Below are 17,220 nucleotides of genomic sequence, written 5' to 3' on the forward strand. Positions count from 1 at the left end.
AGACGCACGTGGTGGAGGATTGGTTGTCGGCACCTCGGAACGCCACAGGCCCCCCGCGCGCCTCGGGGAGCCCATGGACAAAGATCATTATGGCAGGGTCTGGGATCTTGCCTGCCAGTCGGAGCGCAGGATCGACATGATCACCGAGTCGTACCACTCGCCGTCCCAGCGCAGCGCGTCGCGGAGCACCCCCTCCTCCACGAACCCCGCCTTCTTGTAGACGTGCTTGGCCCGCTCGTTGAAGGAGAAGACGTCGAGGCTGATCCGGTGCAGCGGCGTGGTGCCGAAGGCGTGGTCGAGCAGCAGCGACAGGGCCTCGCCGCCGTAGCCCCTGCCGAAGACGCGCGCGCCGATCAGCGCGATCCGCAGGTTGCAGGACAGGTTGGCGGTGTCGAGCTCGTTGAGCACCACCTCGCCCACATAGTCGCCCGCCACCGTGATCGCCAGGTCGAGCCGGTCGTCGTGCTCGCCCCTGGTGGCGTACCAGCGGCGGCCCGCCTCGGCGGCGATCTCGCCGTGCGAGCCGGTCAGCCGCCGCACCTCGGGGTCGGTGACCAGCTCGTGCAGCCCGTCGGCGTGCTCGGGGCCGACCGGCCGCAGGGTCACGAGCTCGCCCACCAGCGTGGGCTTGGCGGCGAACATCATCCGGCGGCCAGCTCCCGCAGCACCGCCTTGAGCACCTCCTCGGGCGTCATCACGCCCACGTCGAAGGTGAGGTCGCTCACCTCCTGGAAGAAGTGACCACGGCGGGCCCGCATGGCGGTGGGGGAGAAGTCGGGGCGGTGATCGCTGGAGCGCATGCGCTCGGTCAGGATCTCGTCCGCCGCGTCGAGCCAGATGACCAACGCGCCGCGCATGGCCGCGCGTACCACCGGGCTCTCCAGGGTGCTGGCCGCGGCGGCGATCACCTTCCGCTCGCCGGCGAGCTCCTCCAGCACGTGCTCGGCCTCGCGCTCGTGCAGGACGTCGGCGCCCTCGGCGGCGGCGATCTCGGCCGCGCTCCCGCCGAAACGGGCCCGCAGAAAGGGGTCGCTGTCGCTGAACGGCAGGCCGAGGGCGTCGGCCAGCAGGCGCCCTGCGGTCGTCTTACCGCTTCCCATCAGGCCGATCACCACGATTGGTTTGTTTTTCCACATGTGGATAGAGGTTCCTCGTGCCAAGGAGGTAAATCAAATGACCATCGCCGGAAGCATCATCCTCATCATGCTCGGTGCGATCCTCACCTGGGCCGTCGAATTCGATCTCGCCGGCCTCGACATCAACATCGTCGGTGTGGTCCTCATGCTCGGTGGCGTGGCCGGGCTGCTGTTCGGGCTCTACCGGATCAGCCTGACGCGCCGGGCCGTGGGCCCGATCGACGAGCCGGTCCACCGCCACGAGGTCTACGAGGAGCCGGACACGCGCAGGACCACCGTCTACGAGGAGCGTAGGCGCGTCGACGAACCCCCGCTGTGAACCCCACTGTGAACCCTGCGGTGAACCCCAGCTGCGAATCAGGAGGTGACAACTGACATGCCGGCCGAACAGGAACTGCCGACGACCGTCCGACGCTCCCCCAAGAAGGCGCGGGAGACGTGGATGGCGGCGCACGACTCGGCTGTGGAGCAGTACGGCGAAGGGCGGCGCGCCCACATGACGGCCTTCGCCGCGTTGAAGCACACGTTCGAGAAGATCGGCGACCACTGGGAGCCGAAGTCCGAGAAGGGCCCCTCCGACCAGGGCGCGAAGGACCGTTCGGGCCGGACCGAGGAGGGCGTCAACGCCAACGCGACCAAGGAGCACCTGCGGGGCGTGGCGGCGGAGCTCGACATCCGCGGCCGGTCGAAGATGACCAAGCAGGAGCTCGTGGACGCCATCAAGAAGGCCAACCGGCGGGCCACCGCCGAGGCCCGCCGCTGACCCGCCCCCTCACAGCAACCGCTTGACCGCCGCGACCACCGCGTGGCGGTCTATGCGGGCGTCCGAGAGCTGTTCGCCCGGTGTCGCCGACCCGGGCAGCCCCCGCACCGCGAGCTTGACGACCCTCGGTCCGAGCTCGCTCACCGCGTCCAGCACCGCGTCCCCCAGGCCGCCCTCGGGCCGGTGGTCCTCCACGGTGATGAGGTTGCCCGTGGTCGTCGCGGCCTCCATCAGGGCGGCCGCGTCGATGGGCTTGATCGAGTACATGTCCAGCACGCCGACGCCGATGCCCTCCTTCGCCAGGAGGTCTGCCGCGGCCAGCGCCTCGTGCACGGTGATCCCGGCGGCCACGATCGTGGCCCGGTCGGACGGGGAGTGCCGCAGCACGCGCGAGCCGCCCACGGGGAAGCGCTCGCCCGGCGGGTAGATCACCGGCGTCGCGCCGCGCGTGGTGCGCAGGTACGCCACCCCGGACAGGTCGGCCATCTCGGCGGTCAGGGCCGCCGCCTGGTTGGCGTCGCACGGGTAGAGCACGATGCCGCCGTGGACGGCCCGCATCATGGCCAGATCCTCCAGCCCCATCTGCGACGGCCCGTCCGCGCCGATCGACACGCCCGCGTGCGAGCCCACCAGCCGGATCGGCGACTGGCTCACGCCCGCCATCCTGATGAAGTCGTACGCGCGGGTCAGGAAGGCGGCGAAGGTGACGGCGTAGGGGACCCAGCCGCGCACCCGCATGCCGACGGCGGCGGCGACGAGCTGCTGCTCGGCGATGTACATCTGGAAGAACCGCTCGGGGTGGGCGGTCGCGAACGCCTCGGCCTTCGTCGAGTCGGCCACCTCGCCGTCGAGCACCACCACGTCGCCGCGCGCGGTGCCGAGCGCGGCGAGCGCCTCGCCGAACGCGGTCCTGGTCGCCACCTCGTCGCCGATCTTGAACTCGGGCAGCGCGAGCTCGCCGCCCCCGAACCGGTACGGCTCCGCCCGCCCGGCCGGCCGCCGGACCTCGACGGTCAGACTCCGTGGCCCGCCCAGCTCCGCTATGGCCTGCTCCGGCTCCTTCAGCGCCTTGCCGTGCGCCCCCTCGCGGTTCTCGACCTCGACCACGCCCGCGCCCTTGCGGGTCTTGGCCAGGATCACGGTGGGCCGCCTGCGGGTGTTGCGGGCGTCGCTCAGCGCGAAGTCGATCTGGCCGGGGTCGTGCCCGTCGATCTCGACCGTGTGCCAGCCGAACGCCCCGAACCGGCGGGCGTACGCCCCCAGGTCCCAGCCGTGCCGGGTGGGGCCGCGCTGGCCGAGCCGGTTGACGTCCACGATGAGCGTGATGTTCGACAGCCCTTCGCTGCCGGCGTGCTCGGCGGCCTCCCAGACGGACCCCTCGGCCAGCTCGCTGTCACCGCTGAGCACCCAGACGTGCTGCGGCACGCGTTCCAGCCGGCCGGCCATCGCCATGCCCACGCCCACCGGCAGGCCCTGTCCCAGCGAGCCGGTGGCGACGTCCACCCAGGGCAGTCGCGTGCTCGGATGACCTTCCAGCCTGCTGCCGTGTTGACGGAAGGTCAGCAGCTCCTCGTCACTGATCGCCCCCGCGGCCTTGAACAACGAGTACAGCAGGGGCGAGGCGTGACCCTTGGAGAAGATCAGGTGGTCGTTCGCCGGATCGTCCGGCCGGCTGAAGTCGTAGTGCAGGTGGCAGGAGAACAGCACGGCCATCAGATCGGCGGCGGACATCGACGAGGTCGGATGACCCGATCCGGCGGCGGCGGACGCGCGCACGGAGTCGACGCGCAACTGCGCGGCCAGCTCGCTCAGAAACTGGAGATCGTGTTCAGGCATCAGCCCTCCTTGTGGTTCTCCGCCGCCTACCCTCACCGGCCCGCTTAACGCAATTCCCCTGCCCGGCCGTGCTTTCCGCGGACCGGCACGCAGCCGGTCGCGGGCCGGCACGTACGAAGAAGCCACCCGCCGCATGGACGGGTGGCCTCAACCACGCTCTGTCTATGAAATGTCAGGACTTGGCGCGGAGGGAGAGCGCCAAGGCCGCCGCCACACCGCCGGCCGCGACCGCCACCGCGACCGGCCCGCGATGCTGGGAGAGCCAGAGCTGCGGGCTGCGGGCGTGGCTGCGGTCGTCGAAACCGCCGTGCGCGCCGAAATCCTGCGACTCGTCCGCCGGCTCCCACAGGTTGGAGACCTCGCCGGCGGGCTTGTCGGGGGTCTGCTGCGCCTCGATGCCGGTCCTGGCGAGATACCGGTCGACCAGGGCGGGCGCGACGCGCTGGGCGAGCAGTGTGGCGGCGGTGGTGGCGCCGACCCAGTACTCCTTGCGCTCCGGGTGCGCGGCCGCGTAGACGATGCCCCGCGCGGCGACCTCCGGCTGATAGATGGGCGGCACCGGTTGCGGATGGCGGCGCAGCTTCGACAGGACCCAGTCGAACTGCGGCGTGTTCACCGCGGGCAGCTGGACCATGGTGATCTGGACGCCGCTGCGCTCGGCCAGCAGCTCCGTCCTGACCGACTCGGTGAACCCCTTGACGGCGTGCTTGGCCCCGCAGTACGCCGACTGCAGGGGGATGCCGCGGTAGGACAGCGCGGAGCCCGTCTGGACGATCGTGCCGCGGCCCCGGGGACGCATCAGGTCGAGCGCCACCTTGGTGCCCCAGACGTAGCCGAGGTAGGTGACGGCGGTGGTGCGCTCGAACTCCTCCGGCCGCACGTCGGTGAACCTGGCGAACACCGAGGAGAACGCCACGTTGATCCACACGTCGATCGGGCCTAGCTCGGCCTCGATGCGTTCGGCCGCCTGCCGTACCTGGTCGTAGTCCGCGACGTCGGCCTCGTAGACCTGCCCGACCCCGCCCGCGACGCCCACGTCGACCGCGGCCGCGCCCAGGCCGGTCGTGCCACGGGCGATGAGCGCGACGTTGGCTCCCTGCGCGCCGAGCTCGCGCACGACGGCCCGCCCGACGCCCCCGCTCGCGCCCGTGACGACGACCACCTGCCCGCTGAGGGGATGCGCCGACATGCGCCTCACCCCGCCTCTCCGACGTTACGGTCCTTCTGACGGCGTACGGCGAGCACGATGTCGATGACGACCACCACGGCCGCGACGACGGCGATCCCGGTCATCACCGGCGCGCGGGCGATGATGCCGAGCACCGCCAGCGCGAACAGGAACACCAGGATGAACGACCCCACCCTGATGTGCACCACGTCGCGCGGCGTGGCGGGCACCATGGCATGCCCCCTGTCGGAGGTCTCTTCCCAATCCCTGTCTTCGGTCATGAGCCCCAACTGCCCTTCCCGTTTGCGGCCTAACGTCCCGGGTAGCCCGGCGGGCGTGCCGGAGTTGCAGCCCAGTGACCAGAACGAGCCGGGCATCGTCCGGCGCCGTCGCGGGCGCGGCTTCAGCTACCACCGCCCGGACGGCTCCCCGGTGCGCGAGCGGGCGGACCTCGACCGGATCAAGGCGCTGGTGATCCCGCCCGCCTGGACCGACGTGTGGATCTGCGCCTCCCCGGACGGCCACCTGCAGGCCGTGGGCACCGACGCGGCCGGGCGCAGGCAGTACCGCTACCACGACGACTGGCGCCGGCAGCAGGACGAGGCGAAGTTCGAGCGGGTCATGGAGCTGGCCGAGCGGCTGCCCGCCTTCAGGAAGACCATCGACGAGCAGCTCAAGGGCCGGGGACTGAGCCGGCAGCGGGTGCTGGCCGCCGCCGCGCGACTGCTCGACATCGGCTTCTTCCGTGTGGGCGGCGAGAGCTACGACTCCTACGGGCTGGCGACCCTGCGGATGGAGCACGTGACCTGCTCGAACGGCATCGTCACCTGCTCCTACCCGGCCAAGGGCGACATCCCGCGCGAGATCGAGGTGGCCGACGCGGGGGCGTGCCGGGTGATCAGGTCGCTGAAGTCGCTGCGCGCCGACGGCGAACTGCTGCGCTACCGCGACGGCTCGGCCTGGGCGGACGTGCGCAGCGACGACATCAACGCCTACCTGCGCGAGACGGTCGGCGACTTCACCGCCAAGGACTTCCGCACCTGGCACGCCACCGTCCTGGCCGCCGTGGGCCTGGCGGTGTCCAAGGGGGCGGCCACGGAGACCGCCAGGAAACGGGCGATCAGCCGGGTCATGCGCGAGGTCGCCGAGTATCTGGGCAACACCCCGACCGTGGCGCGGGCGTCGTACGTGGATCCGCGCGTGATCGAGGCGTACGAGCGGGGCAGGACGATCGCCGGCGCGCTGACCGAGCTGGGCGCCGACGTCGACTTCGGGCAGCTCGCCACGCACGGGACGGTGGAGCGGGCGGTCCTCGACCTGCTGCGCGCCGGTTGACCAGGCTCGATGGCCGCGCCGCCTGCCGCGCGCCGTTTGAGCACAGCGCCGATGGGCATGCGGCGTTCGGAGAAGGAGGAAACGATGGGAGAAGCTCCGCAGTACGTCGCGGCCCGCGTCCAGCAGGCGCTGGCCGAGGACGCGCGCACGAACGAGCTCGGCATCCGCGTCGACATTCGCGGCGATCAGCTCTTTCTGCGTGGTCAGGTGAGCGAGCCCGGACAGCGGGACAGGCTCGGTGAGGTGGCCCACGAGACCGCCCCGGCCCTTCACCTGCACAACGAGATCAGGATTCTCGACGCGAGCGCGCCCGGAGAGGATGAGCACCTTGACTGACCTACGCATCGCGGCCGTAGGGGACATCCACCTGGGCGAGGACGCCCGAGGCCACTACCGCAAGCGCCTGGAGGGCATCGAGGAGCGCGCCGACGTGCTGATGCTGGCGGGCGACCTCACCAGGCACGGCACCCTGGCGGAGGGGCGGCTGGTGGCCGACGAGTTCCGCGATCTGCCGCTGCCGGTCGTCGCCGTGCTGGGCAACCACGACTACCACTCCGACCTGCAGCACGAGATCGCCGGTGAGCTCAGGGACGCCGGTGTGACCGTGCTCGACGACGACTGGGCCGTCGTGGAGTGCGGCGGGACCAAGCTGGGCGTGGTCGGCGGCAAGGGCTTCGGCGGCGGGTTCGCCGGCAAGTGCGCGAGCGAGTTCGGCGAGCGGGAGATCAAGGACCTCGTCCGGCACACCCGGCTCATCGCCGAGGCGTGGCAGGTCGCGCTCAAGGAGGTGCAGGCGGACCACCGGGTGGTGCTGTCGCACTATTCGCCGGTCAAGGAGACCCTTGAGGGCGAGCCCTTGGAGATCTACCCGTTCCTCGGCAGCTATCTGCTGGCGGAGGCGGTCGACACGGCGGGTGCCGACCTGATCCTGCACGGTCACGCGCACAAGGGCAGTGAGAAGGGCATGACGCCGGGCGGGATCCGGGTGCGCAACGTCGCGCTGCCGGTGATCGGGCGGGCCTATGCGGTCTACTGCCTTGCCATGAACGGCGAATAGTCAGCTGTTCAGTTATTCAGCGAAAGCGGCCGGCTTGAGGAAGCCGGCCGCTTTTCGCGTGCGATCGTCAGCAAACCTTCATTAGAGACGCCCTTCCCAAGCCCGAGAGGAAGGGCGATAAGCGGTCATTGTCCACTGGGCCGCTCTCGGGTCCCGGCCCAGTGGAGGGACGGCTGGGGCGACGGGCGCCCCTAGACATTGAAGATGCTGACCCCTCCCGGACCCACCAGCAGCCCGAGAACGATCAGTACGATCCCCCACAGGAGATCGCGACGAGCCAGAATCACATAGATGCCGGCGATGACGAGAACTACCGCGAGAATCCAGAGCAAAGTAACCATGAGTCCAGAGCTGCCCCTGCGATTCATCTATTAACATGTTTTCCTGTCCGGCCCGGTCAGGACCCTGTTTCCGGTCCCACGCGCGGGAGCGATCCCACGGCCGGTGGCATTCCAGGGCCGGCTAGGTGGCCGACTTCATCAGCTTGGCGTAGGCGAGCTGCAGCCAGTCCGACGCGGCCACCGCCGTCATCGCCGCGCCGGCCAGCCGGGTGAACCTCGGCGCGAACACCAGGCCGATGGCGTATCCGGTGGCCGCCCACTGGGCGATGCAGAACGGGCAGCTCAGCAGCTCGCCGACGGTGTTGCGGGGCTCCTCCTTCAGCTCCGACGGCCCGCTCACGCCCTCGAATCGGGTGAAGGGCGCTCGCAGAGGGCTCGTCACCGGGTCCTTGGCCACCAGCCGCGCCACCTTGTGCGTGCACGCCGCCATCAGCCCCAGGTCCATCAGCCCGATGCGCTCCGGCAACCGCCGTCCCGTCACCGCCGCGGCCACCGTGGCGGTGGCCACCACGCCCCCGTAAACGGCCAAGATGCGGACGTACGTGCCCAGCGGCCGGTCGTGCTCGCCCTGGTAGTCCTGCTCGGTCTTGTCCATGAATTGGGTCATAAAGCCTGGCGCTACCCGTACCGCATCGCCATACTCGCGCACGCGGGCGACCGAACGCCTACTCGGCCTGCCTGCGGGTAGCGCGACTCCATGAGCAGCCATAGCCATGAGGTCACTGACGCCATCCTTGACACGCTCAAACGCGCCAGCTCCGGGTTGAAGGACGCGGGGGTGAAGTACGCGCTGGCGGGCGGGTGCGCGGCCTACGCCAGAGGAGCCGCGCCTTCCTTGCACGACGTCGATTTCGTGGTCACCGAGCACGACATCCCCGCTGCCTTGGAAGCGCTGCGCGAGATGGGCTTCACGACGGCCAAACCCCCGGAGGACTGGCTGGTCAAGGCCTTCGACGACGGCAGACTGGTGGACCTGATCTTCAAGGTGTCCGACCAGCCGGTCACCGACGAACTGCTCGACCGGGCCGAGCCGATGAAGGCGTCGGCCATGATCGTCCCCGTGCTGGAGGCGACCGACCTGGTCGTGTCCTGGTTGCTGCCGATGTCGGAGCATGCCTGCGACTACGGCGCCCTCCTGCCCCAGGTGCGGGCGCTGCGTGAGCAGGTGGACTGGCCGCGGGTCGCCGCGGTGACCGCCCACTCGCCGTACGCGGCCACGTTCCTCACCCTGCTCGAACGCCTGGGCGTCCTGAACGCCCCCGTCCAGCCCGCGGGGGACCCCACTTGGCCGTGAGAGCCGAACATCTCCGTACGGCCTGCGGGGGAGTCACCTGGCAGTGAGGCCGCGCGGCCTCACTGCCTGTTCACGCTTCCCCCTCCCGCTGAGATGCCGGGTGCGGATACGATCCGCGCACACCTCATCAAAGGGGGGCCCGCGTGACCATCCGCCCCGAAGCCGAGTGGACCCCTCCCGGAGTCGACGTCGAGCAGCCGAGCGTCGCCCGCGTGTATGACGCGCTCCTCGGCGGCGTCGACAACTTCGCCGCCGACCGTACCGTGGCCCGCGCCATGAAGTCGGCCGTGCCCGACGTGGTCGACCTCGTCTGGTGCTCGCGCGCCTTCACCGGCAGAGTCGTGGACTTCCTCGTTCGCGAGGCCGGGATCCGGCAGTTCGTCGACCTGGGCGCGGGCCTGCCGACCATCGAGAACACGCACGAGGTGGCCCAGTTCGCCTCCCCGGCGGCCCGTGTCCTGTACGTGGACCTGGACCCCATGGTGGAGCCGCACGCCCGCGCCATCCTGTCCGGCAACGCGCACGCCACGGCGATCACCGCCGACGCCCGTGACGTGCACGCGGTGCTGCGCCACCCGGAGGCGGCGCGGCTCATCGACCTGACCCAGCCGGTCGCCGTCCTGGCCATCGGGCTGTTGCACCTCATCCCCGACCGGGAGGACCCGCACGCCCTGGTCAGGCGCTACCTGGCCGCCCTGCCGTCCGGCAGCTACCTGGCGGCCTCCAACATGCTCGCCGGCCTCAACCCCAAGGCGCGGGCCCTGGAGGCGATGCTTCAGATGACCATGGGCACCGGCCACTTCCGCTCCCACGAGGCCGTCACCCGCTACTTCGACGGCCTGGAACTCGTGGAGCCGGGCGTCGTCCACTTCCCCCAATGGCGGCCCGACGACCGCCTCCCCGGCCCCCTCACCCCCTGGGAAGAACTCCTCCTGGGCGGCGTCGCCCGCAAACCCTGACCCACCCCCGACGCCTCGCGGCTCCGACCCCTGCGGGTCCCGACGCCTCCGCGCTCCGCCGCCTGCGGGTTCCGACCGCCTTCCGGCAGAGGAATAGAGTACGGCTGTGCCGCGCGATTTTCTTTGCTCCCCTCCGCCCGCCCAGTAGCGGGCGGCGATTCCTGATTTTCCGGGTCTGACCGATCCGGGGGTGGCTGCTGCCCGCACACCGGGCCCATCTCGACCACTCCACCCCGGAGCAATCTGTCATGACCGACCTTTCTCCTCGACGTGCCACCGTGTACGTCGCGATCGCCGCAGCGGCCTGGGGCACCGGTGGCGCCGCCGGCGCCCTGCTGTTCGCCTCGGGCGGACTCGATGCCCTGGACGTCTCCTTCTGGCGCTACCTGCTGGGCGCCGCCTTCCTTCTCCCTTTCACCCCTGTCCGCCTGTGGCGTCCCAACGGGCGGGTCGCGCTGGTGGGTCTCGGGATGGCCGTCTACCAGACGGCCTACTTCGCCGCCATCGCCGAGTCGGGGGTGGCGGTGGCGACCGTGGTCACCATGGGGGCGACCCCGCTGTTCACCGCCCTGGGCAGCCGCCTGTTCCTGGGTGAGCGCCTGGGCCGGACCGGACGGTACGCCCTGGTGACCGCGCTCGCCGGCCTGCTCCTCCTCACCGGCGGAACCGCCGTCGCCGCCGGTCCTGGCGGTGGCGCGGCGGCCGGGGTGGGGCTGGGGTCGTTGTCGGCCGCCGGGTACGCGGCGGTCACCCTGTTCTCCCGGCGGTATCGCGACGAGCCCGAGGGGATGGCCGTGGGCGGGTTCGTCGTGGGCGCGATCTGCCTGGCTCCCCTCGCCCTGGCGGGCGGGGTGCTGCCCCGGGTGAGCGGGGAGAGCGTGGCGCTGCTGGTCTACCTGGGTGTGGTGCCGACCGCGCTGGCCTACGGGCTGTTCTTCCGGGCGCTGACCGCGTTGCGGGCCACCACCGTGTCCATCGTCTCGCTGGGGGAGGCCGCCGGCGCGGCCGTGCTCGGCGTGCTGCTGTTCGGTGAGCGGCTCACCCCCGCCGCCTGGACCGGCTGCGCGCTGCTGCTGCTGGCCATGGTGATCCCGGCGGCGCTGCCGGCGGCACGGCGGCGCGCGTCACGACGCCTGTCAGCGCGCTGAGGGCGCGGATGAGGTGAGCTCGGGTGAGCGGTGTGACGGTGTGGTGGGCGGTATGGGTTAGGGTCCGTACGGCGACGCTTGCCGCACTCGTCGCTCCGCTCCCCGAGCCTGCGGACGGCACGGAGGGAACGGTGCCGGCGGAGCGCGCGTTGGAGGAACTGTGGCGTCTATTACAGCGATTGTCAGGAACCTTCTGGACCGTCCCGGAGGCGTGAACCTGACCCCTTACCGGAAGATCGTCAAAGCGGCGGGTGATCGCGGCGATCGGATCGGCGGGCTGGACGAGCTGCCGACGCCGGACATGAGCGACCTGGCCGAGTTCTGCGCCGTCGCGCGGGAGGCGGCCGACCGGACGCTGGGGCTCAGGCCTTACGACGTGCAGTTGCTGGGGACGCTCGCCCTGCTGGACGGGAAAGTGGCGGAGATGGCCACGGGCGAGGGCAAGACGCTGTCCGGGGCCATGGCGGCGGCGGGATACGCGCTGCAGGGCAAGCGGGTGCACGTCATGTCCGTCAACGACTACCTGGCCAGGCGGGACGCCGAGTGGATGGCGCCGTTCTACGAGGCGGTGGGGGTCAGTGTCGGCTGGATCGGCCAGGGGTCCACGCCGGAGGAGCGGCGGGAGGCGTACGCGAAGGACGTCACCTACGGGCCCGTCAGCGAGATCGGGTTCGACGTGCTGCGCGACCGGCTGCGGACGGACGCGAGCGCGATCATCGTGCCGGACCCGGAGGTGGCGCTGATCGACGAGGCAGACTCGGTGCTCGTGGACGAGGCGCGGGTGCCGCTGGTGATGGCCGGGGCCTCCGACGCGGGCAGTGCGGTGCCGGAGATGGCGGTGCTGGTCAGGCAGCTCATCAGGGGCTACCACTACGAGATCGACGACCAGGCGCGCAATGTCTATCTGACCCAGAAGGGCGCCGAGACCGTCGAGAACCTGCTGGGCGTGGAGCTCTACGACGAGCACGAGCCGGGCACGCTGATCGAGCTCAACCTGGCCCTGCACGCGCACGCGCTGCTGTCGCGCGACGTCGACTACATCGTGCGGGACGGCAAGGTGCAGCTCATCAACCCCTCGCGCGGCCGGGTCGCGATGCTGCAGCGCTGGCCCAACGGGCTGCAGGCGGCGGTGGAGGCCAAGGAGGCGCTGCCGCCGAGCGAGAAGGGCGAGATCCTGGACTCGATCACCGTCCAGGGCCTGGTCAGGCGTTATCCGACGGTGTGCGGCATGACGGGCACGGCCGTCGCGGTGAGCGAGCAGCTCGGCGAGTTCTACGGGCTGAAGGTCGCGGTGATCCCGTCCAACCGGCCGTGCGTCAGGAAGGACGAGCCGGACCGGATCTACCCGACGGTGCCCGACAAGGACGCGGCGCTGGTGGAGGAGATCCAGGAGGCGCACGCCACCGGCCGGCCCATCCTCATCGGCACCCTCGACGTGGCCGAGTCCGAGAGCCTGGCCAAGCTGCTGCAGCGCCGCAACCTGCGGCCGGTGGTGCTCAACGCCAAGAACGACGCCGAAGAGGCCACGATCATCGCCAAGGCGGGGGAGCGCGACGCCATCACCGTCTCCACCCAGATGGCCGGGCGCGGCACCGACATCCGCCTCGGCGACGGCGTCGCCGAGCTCGGCGGCCTGTACGTGATCGGCTCCGGCCGCCACGCCAGCAGCCGCCTGGACGACCAGTTGCGCGGCCGGGCGGGCCGGCAGGGCGACCCGGGCGGCTCGGTGTTCTTCGTCAGCATGGGGGACGAGCTGATCACCCAGTTCACGCCGGACGAGCGCCCGCCGGCCGCCGACGCCGACGGCCTGGTGCGGCACCGCCGGGGCGCCTATCTCGTCGGGCACGCCCAGCGGGTGGCGGAGGGCGTCAACCTGCAGATCCACCGCAACACCTGGCGCTACACCCGGCTGCTGGAGCAGCAGCGGGAGCTGATCATGGAGTGGCGCGACAAGGTCCTGCACGGCGACTCGGCGGCCAAGGCGCTGGCGGCGGCCGACCCCGAGCGCTGGGCGTCGCTGCCGGAGGAGACCCGGCAGGAGACGGCCAGGCAGATCGTGCTGCACGCGATCGACCAGTGCTGGACCGAGCATCTGGCGTTCCTCACCGACCTGCGTGAGGGCATCCACCTGCGGGCGCTGGGCCGGATGAGCCCGGTGGACGAGTTCCACCGGGAGGCCGTGGCCGAGTACAAATCGCTGCAGGCCGAGGTGGAGCGGCGCTCGCTGGAGTCGTTCGAGGCGCCGGAGCCGGATCTGAAGCGGCCCGAGGCGACCTGGACCTACCTGGTGCAGGACAACCCGTTCGGCACCGAGTGGGATCGGATCCTCAAGCGGATGAGTTCGAGCGCACGCGCTTCCCGTACCTGACAGAAGGTGGCAGGTACGGCTGCGAGCCTTGGGACATGACGACGACCAAGGCGAATCTCATAGCGTTCACGATCGACTGCGCGGAGCCCAGGAAGCTGGCCGCGTTCTACCACCAGGTGACCGGGTTCGACATTCAGTACGCCGAGGACGAGTACGCCGCCGTGAGCGACGGCACCACGAGCATCTACTTCGGCCGGGTGCCCGAGCGCAAGCCGGTGGTCTGGCCGAGCCCGGACAAGCAGTTCCATCTCGACTTCCGGGTGCCGGACGTGGCGCGGGCCGTCGAGGAATACCTGGCGATCGGCGCCACCAAGCCGGAGTTCCAGCCGGGCGTCACCGAGGAGGGCACCCGCTGGATCGTCCTTCAGGACCCTGAGGGCCACCTCCTGTGCGTCTGCCCGGAGACGCCAGATAGCGGTTCCTAGGCCCCTGGGCTCACCCCGAAATTGGCCTAAAGGATGATTCGGGGGCATTGCTTCACCTCTAAGCTGGGTCAATGCTCCTGGACGGACCTCGGACCCTGCGCGGGTGCCCATGACCTGGGTCGGTGTGGCCATCGCCCTGGCCGGCGCGCTGGGATACGCACTCGGCGCGGCGCTGCAGCAGTACGAAGCGGTGGCCGAGGGCGCCTCGTTAAGACTGGTGAGACGCCCTCGCTGGTGGATCGGCGGCGTCATCGGCATGACGGGCGCGAGTCTGCACGCCGTCGCGCTGAGCTTCGCGCCGCTGGTCGCCGTGCAGCCCATCAGCGTGGCCACGCTGGTCTTCGCGGTGCCGCTGGCCGCGCTCATGTACGGCCGCAAGCCGCACAAGGCGGAGATCCTCGGCTCGATCGCGGTGGCCGTGGGCCTGCTCTGGCTCATGATCCTGGTGCCGCAGCATCACGTCACGCCCCGGCTCGGCAACGGCTCCGCCCTGGCGTTCATCGCCGTGATCGGGGTGATCGTGCTGGTCAGCCAGGTGGCCGCGAGCCGGACCCACGGGCCGGGCCGGGCCATGCTGCTGTCCATCGGGGCGGGCGCCGTCACCGCGAGCGTGTCCACGTTCGTCCGGGTGGTCGGCGGCGGCATGGAGGGCGACTGGGGGCGGCTGCTGCACTGGTTCACCCTGGCCGTGCCGGTGCTGCTGGTCTGCGCGGTGGTGCTGCTGCAGCGCTCCTACGCGGTCGGCTACTTCGGCATCGCCTACGCCGGCGTGCAGGTCATCGACCCGATCACCTCGGTGCTGGCCGGTGCGATCCTGCTCGGCGAGCCGCTGCCGACCGGCTCCGCCACGGCGGTGCCCGCGCTGCTCGCGGCGGCGTTGACCATCGCCGGCACGATCACGCTGGGGCGGCTGGCTCCTGACCATTCCCCGTCCGTGGCGGCGGCCGCCAGCCCAGAATCCCGTCCATTGACTTCAGCATCAGATCGGGCGTGAGCCGGGTGGCCAGCGACATTCCGCTGTCGCGCAGCGCCACGGCCACGGGGTTGCGCAGCTTGGTCAGCGCGCAGATCGACATGGACCTGCGTACCACCTCGGCGGTCCGCCGCAGGCGGGCCTCGGTATAGGCGGCCAGGTCGCCGTCCGCGAGCCGCGCGAGCACCACCGCGTCCTCGATCGCCTGGCAGGCGCCCTGGCCGAGGTGGGGCGTCATCGGGTGGGCCGCGTCGCCCACCAGCGCCACCCGGCCCGCGTGCATGGCGGGCAGCGGCTCGCGCAGGTAGAAGAGGTCGTTGCGGATGATCCGCGCGGGGTCCGCGGCGCGCAGCACGGCCGGGATCGGCTGGTGCCAGCCGCCGAACCTGCGCAGCAGCTCCGCCCGCTCGTCACCGTGGGCGGCCCCGGCCGGTGACAGGTCGGTGGCGTAGAAGTAGACCAGGTCGTCACTGATCGGGTGGGCGCCGAACACGGTGCCCCTGCCCCAGCTCTCCGCGCTGGGCACCGGAACGTCGGGCCGCGGCACCAGCCCGCGCCAGGCGGTCACCCCCGCATAGGCGGGGGCGGGATGCCCGGGGAAGAGTGTGGCACGCACCGCCGAGTTGACGCCGTCAGCGGCCACGACCAGATCTGCCCGCAGCGCATCCCTGTCGCCGGCGGCCTTCTGCGAGCCGGTGGTGGTGAGGTGCACGTCACCGATGGTCGTCCCCGGGTCCGTGGTGGTGGTGTGGAGGTCGCCGGTGGTGGCGTCCACGGCGGTGACGGTGGTGTTCAGGCGCAGCCTCTCCGGCCCGAGCGCGTCCACCAGCAGATCCACGAGAGTGGCGCGGAGCAGCACCACCACCGAGTCGCCGTAGCGCCGCCGCGCCGTGTCCTCGGTGGTGTGCGTCAGCCAGCGCCCGCCGGCGGCGCGGATCCCCGCCTGGCCCTGGACGCGGGACAGCCTGCGCACCGCGTCACCGAGACCCAGGGTGTCGAGCGCGCGCAGCCCGTTGACGGCGATGGCCAGCCCGGACCCGACAGGCTCCAGCTTGGGGGCGCGCTCCAGCACGCTCACCTCCCAGCCCTCGCGGTGCAGGGCGATGCCGGCGGTCAGCCCGCCGATGCCCCCGCCGATCACTACGGCCTTCGCCATGGCAGCGCTCCTTAACTACGTCTGTAGTGTCAGGCTACTACATCCGTAGTTCCGTCACTACACGCGTAGTATCAGGGTCCGTGAAGCGTTCCGAGGCCGTCGCCGAGGCGGCGATCACCCTGCTGGCCGAGCGGGGCATGCGCGGCCTCACCCACCGGGCCGTCGACGAGGTGGCGGGCCTGCCGCCCGGCTCGACCTCCAACCTGGCGCGCACCCGCGCCGCGCTGCTGGAGCTCACCCTGTCGCGGCTGACGGAGCTGGAGGAGCGGGTGTTCGCCGCGGCGCTGACCGGGGAGGCCCCCGGCGACCTGCCGGACCTGATGGCCCAGGTGCTGCAGGTCCAGCTCCGCGACGGCAGGCGCACCCTGGCCCGCTACGAGCTGGCGCTGGAGGCGACCAGGCGGCCGGAGCTGCGCGCGATCTACGACCGGGCCGGCCGCCGCTTCCGCGACCCCGCCGTCGCCCTGCTCGCCACCGCAGGCTCGACGGATCCGGTACGGCACGCGCGCCAGATGGTCGCGTTCGGCGAGGGCATCATGTTCGACGCGATAGCCGGAGCGGGCGTCGAGCCGACGTTCGACGAACTCCGCGAGGCCGTTCGCGAGCTGCTGGCGGGCATGCTGGGAAGTCAGGCGCCGGGTTCCGCGTAGGCCGCCGTCAGACGGGCTCGGTGGGCGGGCCACTCCTCGTCGAGGATGCCGAAGTAGACCGTGTCGCGCCAGGTGCCGTCCGGCCTCGGGCGCTGGCGCCGGAGCGTGCCCTCGTGCACCCCGCCGATCCTCTTGATCGCATTCTGCGAACGTACGTTAAGAATGTCGGTCTTGAGCTGGACCCGGTTGTAGCCGAGCTTGTCGAAGGCGTGGTCGATCAGCAGCAGCTTGCAGCCGGTGTTGACGGCCGAGCGCCACCAGGCTCTGCCGTACCACGTCCAGCCGATCTCGATGCTCTGCTCGAAGCCCGGCACGTCGATGTAGGTGGTCCAGCCGGCGGCCCTGCCGGTCTCCTTGACGATCACCGCGAGCGGGATGTGCCGGTCGTCCTCCAGCAGGGAGCGAGCGATCGCCGCCAGGTCCGCCTCGGTGCTCGGCGTCTTGGCGGGCAGCCAGCGCCAGACCTCCTCGTCGCCGCCCGACGCGGCGAACAGGTCGGGCAGGTGGTCCAGGGTCAGCGGTTCCAGACGGACGAGGTCGTTCTCCAGCACCACGGGCGCGGGCAGATCAGCGGTCATGGCGTGACCCTATGGGTGGTCCGTGGCCTGGGG

General features: G+C 71.0%; 21 protein-coding genes. 12 read left to right on the forward strand and 9 right to left on the reverse strand.

All coding sequences use genetic code 11. The features are described 5' to 3' along the window. Positions 1–87: 87 nt before the first annotated feature. Positions 88–645: a GNAT family N-acetyltransferase gene (locus IEY87_RS01855; protein WP_225276834.1), complete on the reverse strand. Its 558-nt coding sequence runs from the start codon at positions 643–645 to the stop codon at positions 88–90. Beyond that, a complete protein-coding gene (locus IEY87_RS01860) occupies positions 642–1,136 on the reverse strand; it encodes a shikimate kinase (RefSeq protein ID WP_225276833.1) in 495 nt (164 codons plus the stop codon). The genes IEY87_RS01855 and IEY87_RS01860 overlap by 4 nt, the downstream gene beginning before the upstream one ends. A 37-nt stretch (positions 1,137–1,173) precedes the next feature. On the opposite strand from IEY87_RS01860, the gene IEY87_RS01865 reads away from it, so the two are divergent. Together IEY87_RS01865 and IEY87_RS01870 are read left to right on the forward strand one after the other, a co-directional pair. After that, entirely contained in the window at positions 1,174–1,455 is a 282-nt protein-coding gene (locus tag IEY87_RS01865; protein WP_189136689.1) for a hypothetical protein, read from the forward strand. Between the two features lie 57 nt (positions 1,456–1,512). After that, entirely contained in the window at positions 1,513–1,899 is a 387-nt protein-coding gene (locus IEY87_RS01870) for a ChaB family protein (protein WP_189136690.1), read from the forward strand. 9 nt (positions 1,900–1,908) lie between these two features. Here the strand turns inward: IEY87_RS01870 and IEY87_RS01875 are convergent, their stop codons facing one another. The 3 genes from IEY87_RS01875 to IEY87_RS01885 form a co-directional block, all read right to left on the reverse strand. Then, positions 1,909–3,735 (reverse strand): transketolase, encoded by a 1,827-nt coding sequence (locus IEY87_RS01875; RefSeq protein WP_189136691.1) that lies wholly within the window; start codon positions 3,733–3,735, stop codon positions 1,909–1,911. Between the two features lie 172 nt (positions 3,736–3,907). After that, positions 3,908–4,924 carry an SDR family oxidoreductase gene (locus IEY87_RS01880; RefSeq protein ID WP_189136692.1) on the reverse strand — a complete coding sequence of 339 codons (1,017 nt, stop codon included), beginning with the start codon at positions 4,922–4,924 and terminating at the stop codon, positions 3,908–3,910. Between the two features lie 5 nt (positions 4,925–4,929). Beyond that, entirely contained in the window at positions 4,930–5,184 is a 255-nt protein-coding gene (locus tag IEY87_RS01885) for a hypothetical protein (RefSeq protein WP_189136693.1), read from the reverse strand. A gap of 55 nt (positions 5,185–5,239) precedes the next feature. Here IEY87_RS01885 and IEY87_RS01890 point away from each other — a divergent pair, with 55 nt between their 5' ends. The 3 genes from IEY87_RS01890 to IEY87_RS01900 all read left to right on the forward strand — a co-directional run bounded on the left by IEY87_RS01890 (position 5,240) and on the right by IEY87_RS01900 (position 7,295). Next, positions 5,240–6,238: a DNA topoisomerase IB gene (locus IEY87_RS01890; RefSeq protein ID WP_225276832.1), complete on the forward strand. Its 999-nt coding sequence runs from the start codon at positions 5,240–5,242 to the stop codon at positions 6,236–6,238. Positions 6,239–6,322: 84 nt separating this feature from the next. Continuing rightward, the gene (locus IEY87_RS01895) at positions 6,323–6,574 is read left to right on the forward strand and encodes a BON domain-containing protein (RefSeq protein ID WP_189136695.1); all 252 of its coding nucleotides are present in this window, start codon (positions 6,323–6,325) and stop codon (positions 6,572–6,574) included. Further along, positions 6,567–7,295 (forward strand): metallophosphoesterase family protein, encoded by a 729-nt coding sequence (locus tag IEY87_RS01900; RefSeq protein WP_225276831.1) that lies wholly within the window; start codon positions 6,567–6,569, stop codon positions 7,293–7,295. Before IEY87_RS01895 ends, IEY87_RS01900 begins: the two co-directional genes overlap by 8 nt. Positions 7,296–7,486: 191 nt before the next feature. Here IEY87_RS01900 and IEY87_RS01905 read toward each other — a convergent pair whose 3' ends face one another. Then, on the reverse strand, positions 7,487–7,636 hold the full coding sequence (locus IEY87_RS01905; protein WP_189136697.1) for a GPGG-motif small membrane protein: 150 nt from the start codon (positions 7,634–7,636) through the stop codon (positions 7,487–7,489). 121 nt (positions 7,637–7,757) lie between these two features. Further along, a complete protein-coding gene (locus tag IEY87_RS01910) occupies positions 7,758–8,231 on the reverse strand; it encodes a DUF1360 domain-containing protein (protein ID WP_225276830.1) in 474 nt (157 codons plus the stop codon). A 102-nt stretch (positions 8,232–8,333) separates the two neighbouring features. Between IEY87_RS01910 and IEY87_RS01915 the strand changes: the two genes are divergently transcribed. The 6 genes from IEY87_RS01915 (at position 8,334) to IEY87_RS01940 (ending at position 14,824) form a co-directional block, all read left to right on the forward strand. Further along, positions 8,334–8,930: a nucleotidyltransferase gene (locus IEY87_RS01915; protein WP_189136699.1), complete on the forward strand. Its 597-nt coding sequence runs from the start codon at positions 8,334–8,336 to the stop codon at positions 8,928–8,930. A gap of 143 nt (positions 8,931–9,073) precedes the next feature. Next, positions 9,074–9,889, forward strand: coding sequence for an SAM-dependent methyltransferase (locus IEY87_RS01920; protein WP_189136700.1), 816 nt, complete (start codon positions 9,074–9,076; stop codon positions 9,887–9,889). Between the two features lie 248 nt (positions 9,890–10,137). Beyond that, a complete protein-coding gene (locus IEY87_RS01925; RefSeq protein ID WP_189136701.1) occupies positions 10,138–11,037 on the forward strand; it encodes a DMT family transporter in 900 nt (299 codons plus the stop codon). Positions 11,038–11,248: 211 nt separating this feature from the next. Beyond that, positions 11,249–13,405, forward strand: coding sequence for an accessory Sec system translocase SecA2 (gene secA2 / locus IEY87_RS01930; RefSeq protein ID WP_225276829.1), 2,157 nt, complete (start codon positions 11,249–11,251; stop codon positions 13,403–13,405). Between the two features lie 35 nt (positions 13,406–13,440). Beyond that, the gene (locus tag IEY87_RS01935) at positions 13,441–13,830 is read left to right on the forward strand and encodes a VOC family protein (protein ID WP_189136702.1); all 390 of its coding nucleotides are present in this window, start codon (positions 13,441–13,443) and stop codon (positions 13,828–13,830) included. Between the two features lie 109 nt (positions 13,831–13,939). Further along, positions 13,940–14,824 carry a DMT family transporter gene (locus IEY87_RS01940; protein WP_189137280.1) on the forward strand — a complete coding sequence of 295 codons (885 nt, stop codon included), beginning with the start codon at positions 13,940–13,942 and terminating at the stop codon, positions 14,822–14,824. Here IEY87_RS01940 and IEY87_RS01945 read toward each other — a convergent pair. Continuing rightward, positions 14,727–15,959 (reverse strand): FAD-dependent monooxygenase, encoded by a 1,233-nt coding sequence (locus tag IEY87_RS01945; protein ID WP_189136703.1) that lies wholly within the window; start codon positions 15,957–15,959, stop codon positions 14,727–14,729. The two genes, IEY87_RS01940 and IEY87_RS01945, sit on opposite strands and share 98 nt — an antisense overlap. Before the next feature lie 80 nt (positions 15,960–16,039). Between IEY87_RS01945 and IEY87_RS01950 the strand changes: the two genes are divergently transcribed. Continuing rightward, positions 16,040–16,609 (forward strand): TetR/AcrR family transcriptional regulator, encoded by a 570-nt coding sequence (locus IEY87_RS01950; RefSeq protein ID WP_225276828.1) that lies wholly within the window; start codon positions 16,040–16,042, stop codon positions 16,607–16,609. Here the strand turns inward: IEY87_RS01950 and IEY87_RS01955 are convergent. Next, on the reverse strand, positions 16,588–17,187 hold the full coding sequence (locus IEY87_RS01955) for a GNAT family N-acetyltransferase (RefSeq protein WP_189136704.1): 600 nt from the start codon (positions 17,185–17,187) through the stop codon (positions 16,588–16,590). The genes IEY87_RS01950 and IEY87_RS01955 overlap by 22 nt on opposite strands. Between the last annotated feature and the right edge of the window lie 33 nt (positions 17,188–17,220).

Source organism: Nonomuraea glycinis, from assembly GCF_014646515.1.
Lineage (GTDB): Bacteria > Actinomycetota > Actinomycetes > Streptosporangiales > Streptosporangiaceae > Nonomuraea > Nonomuraea glycinis.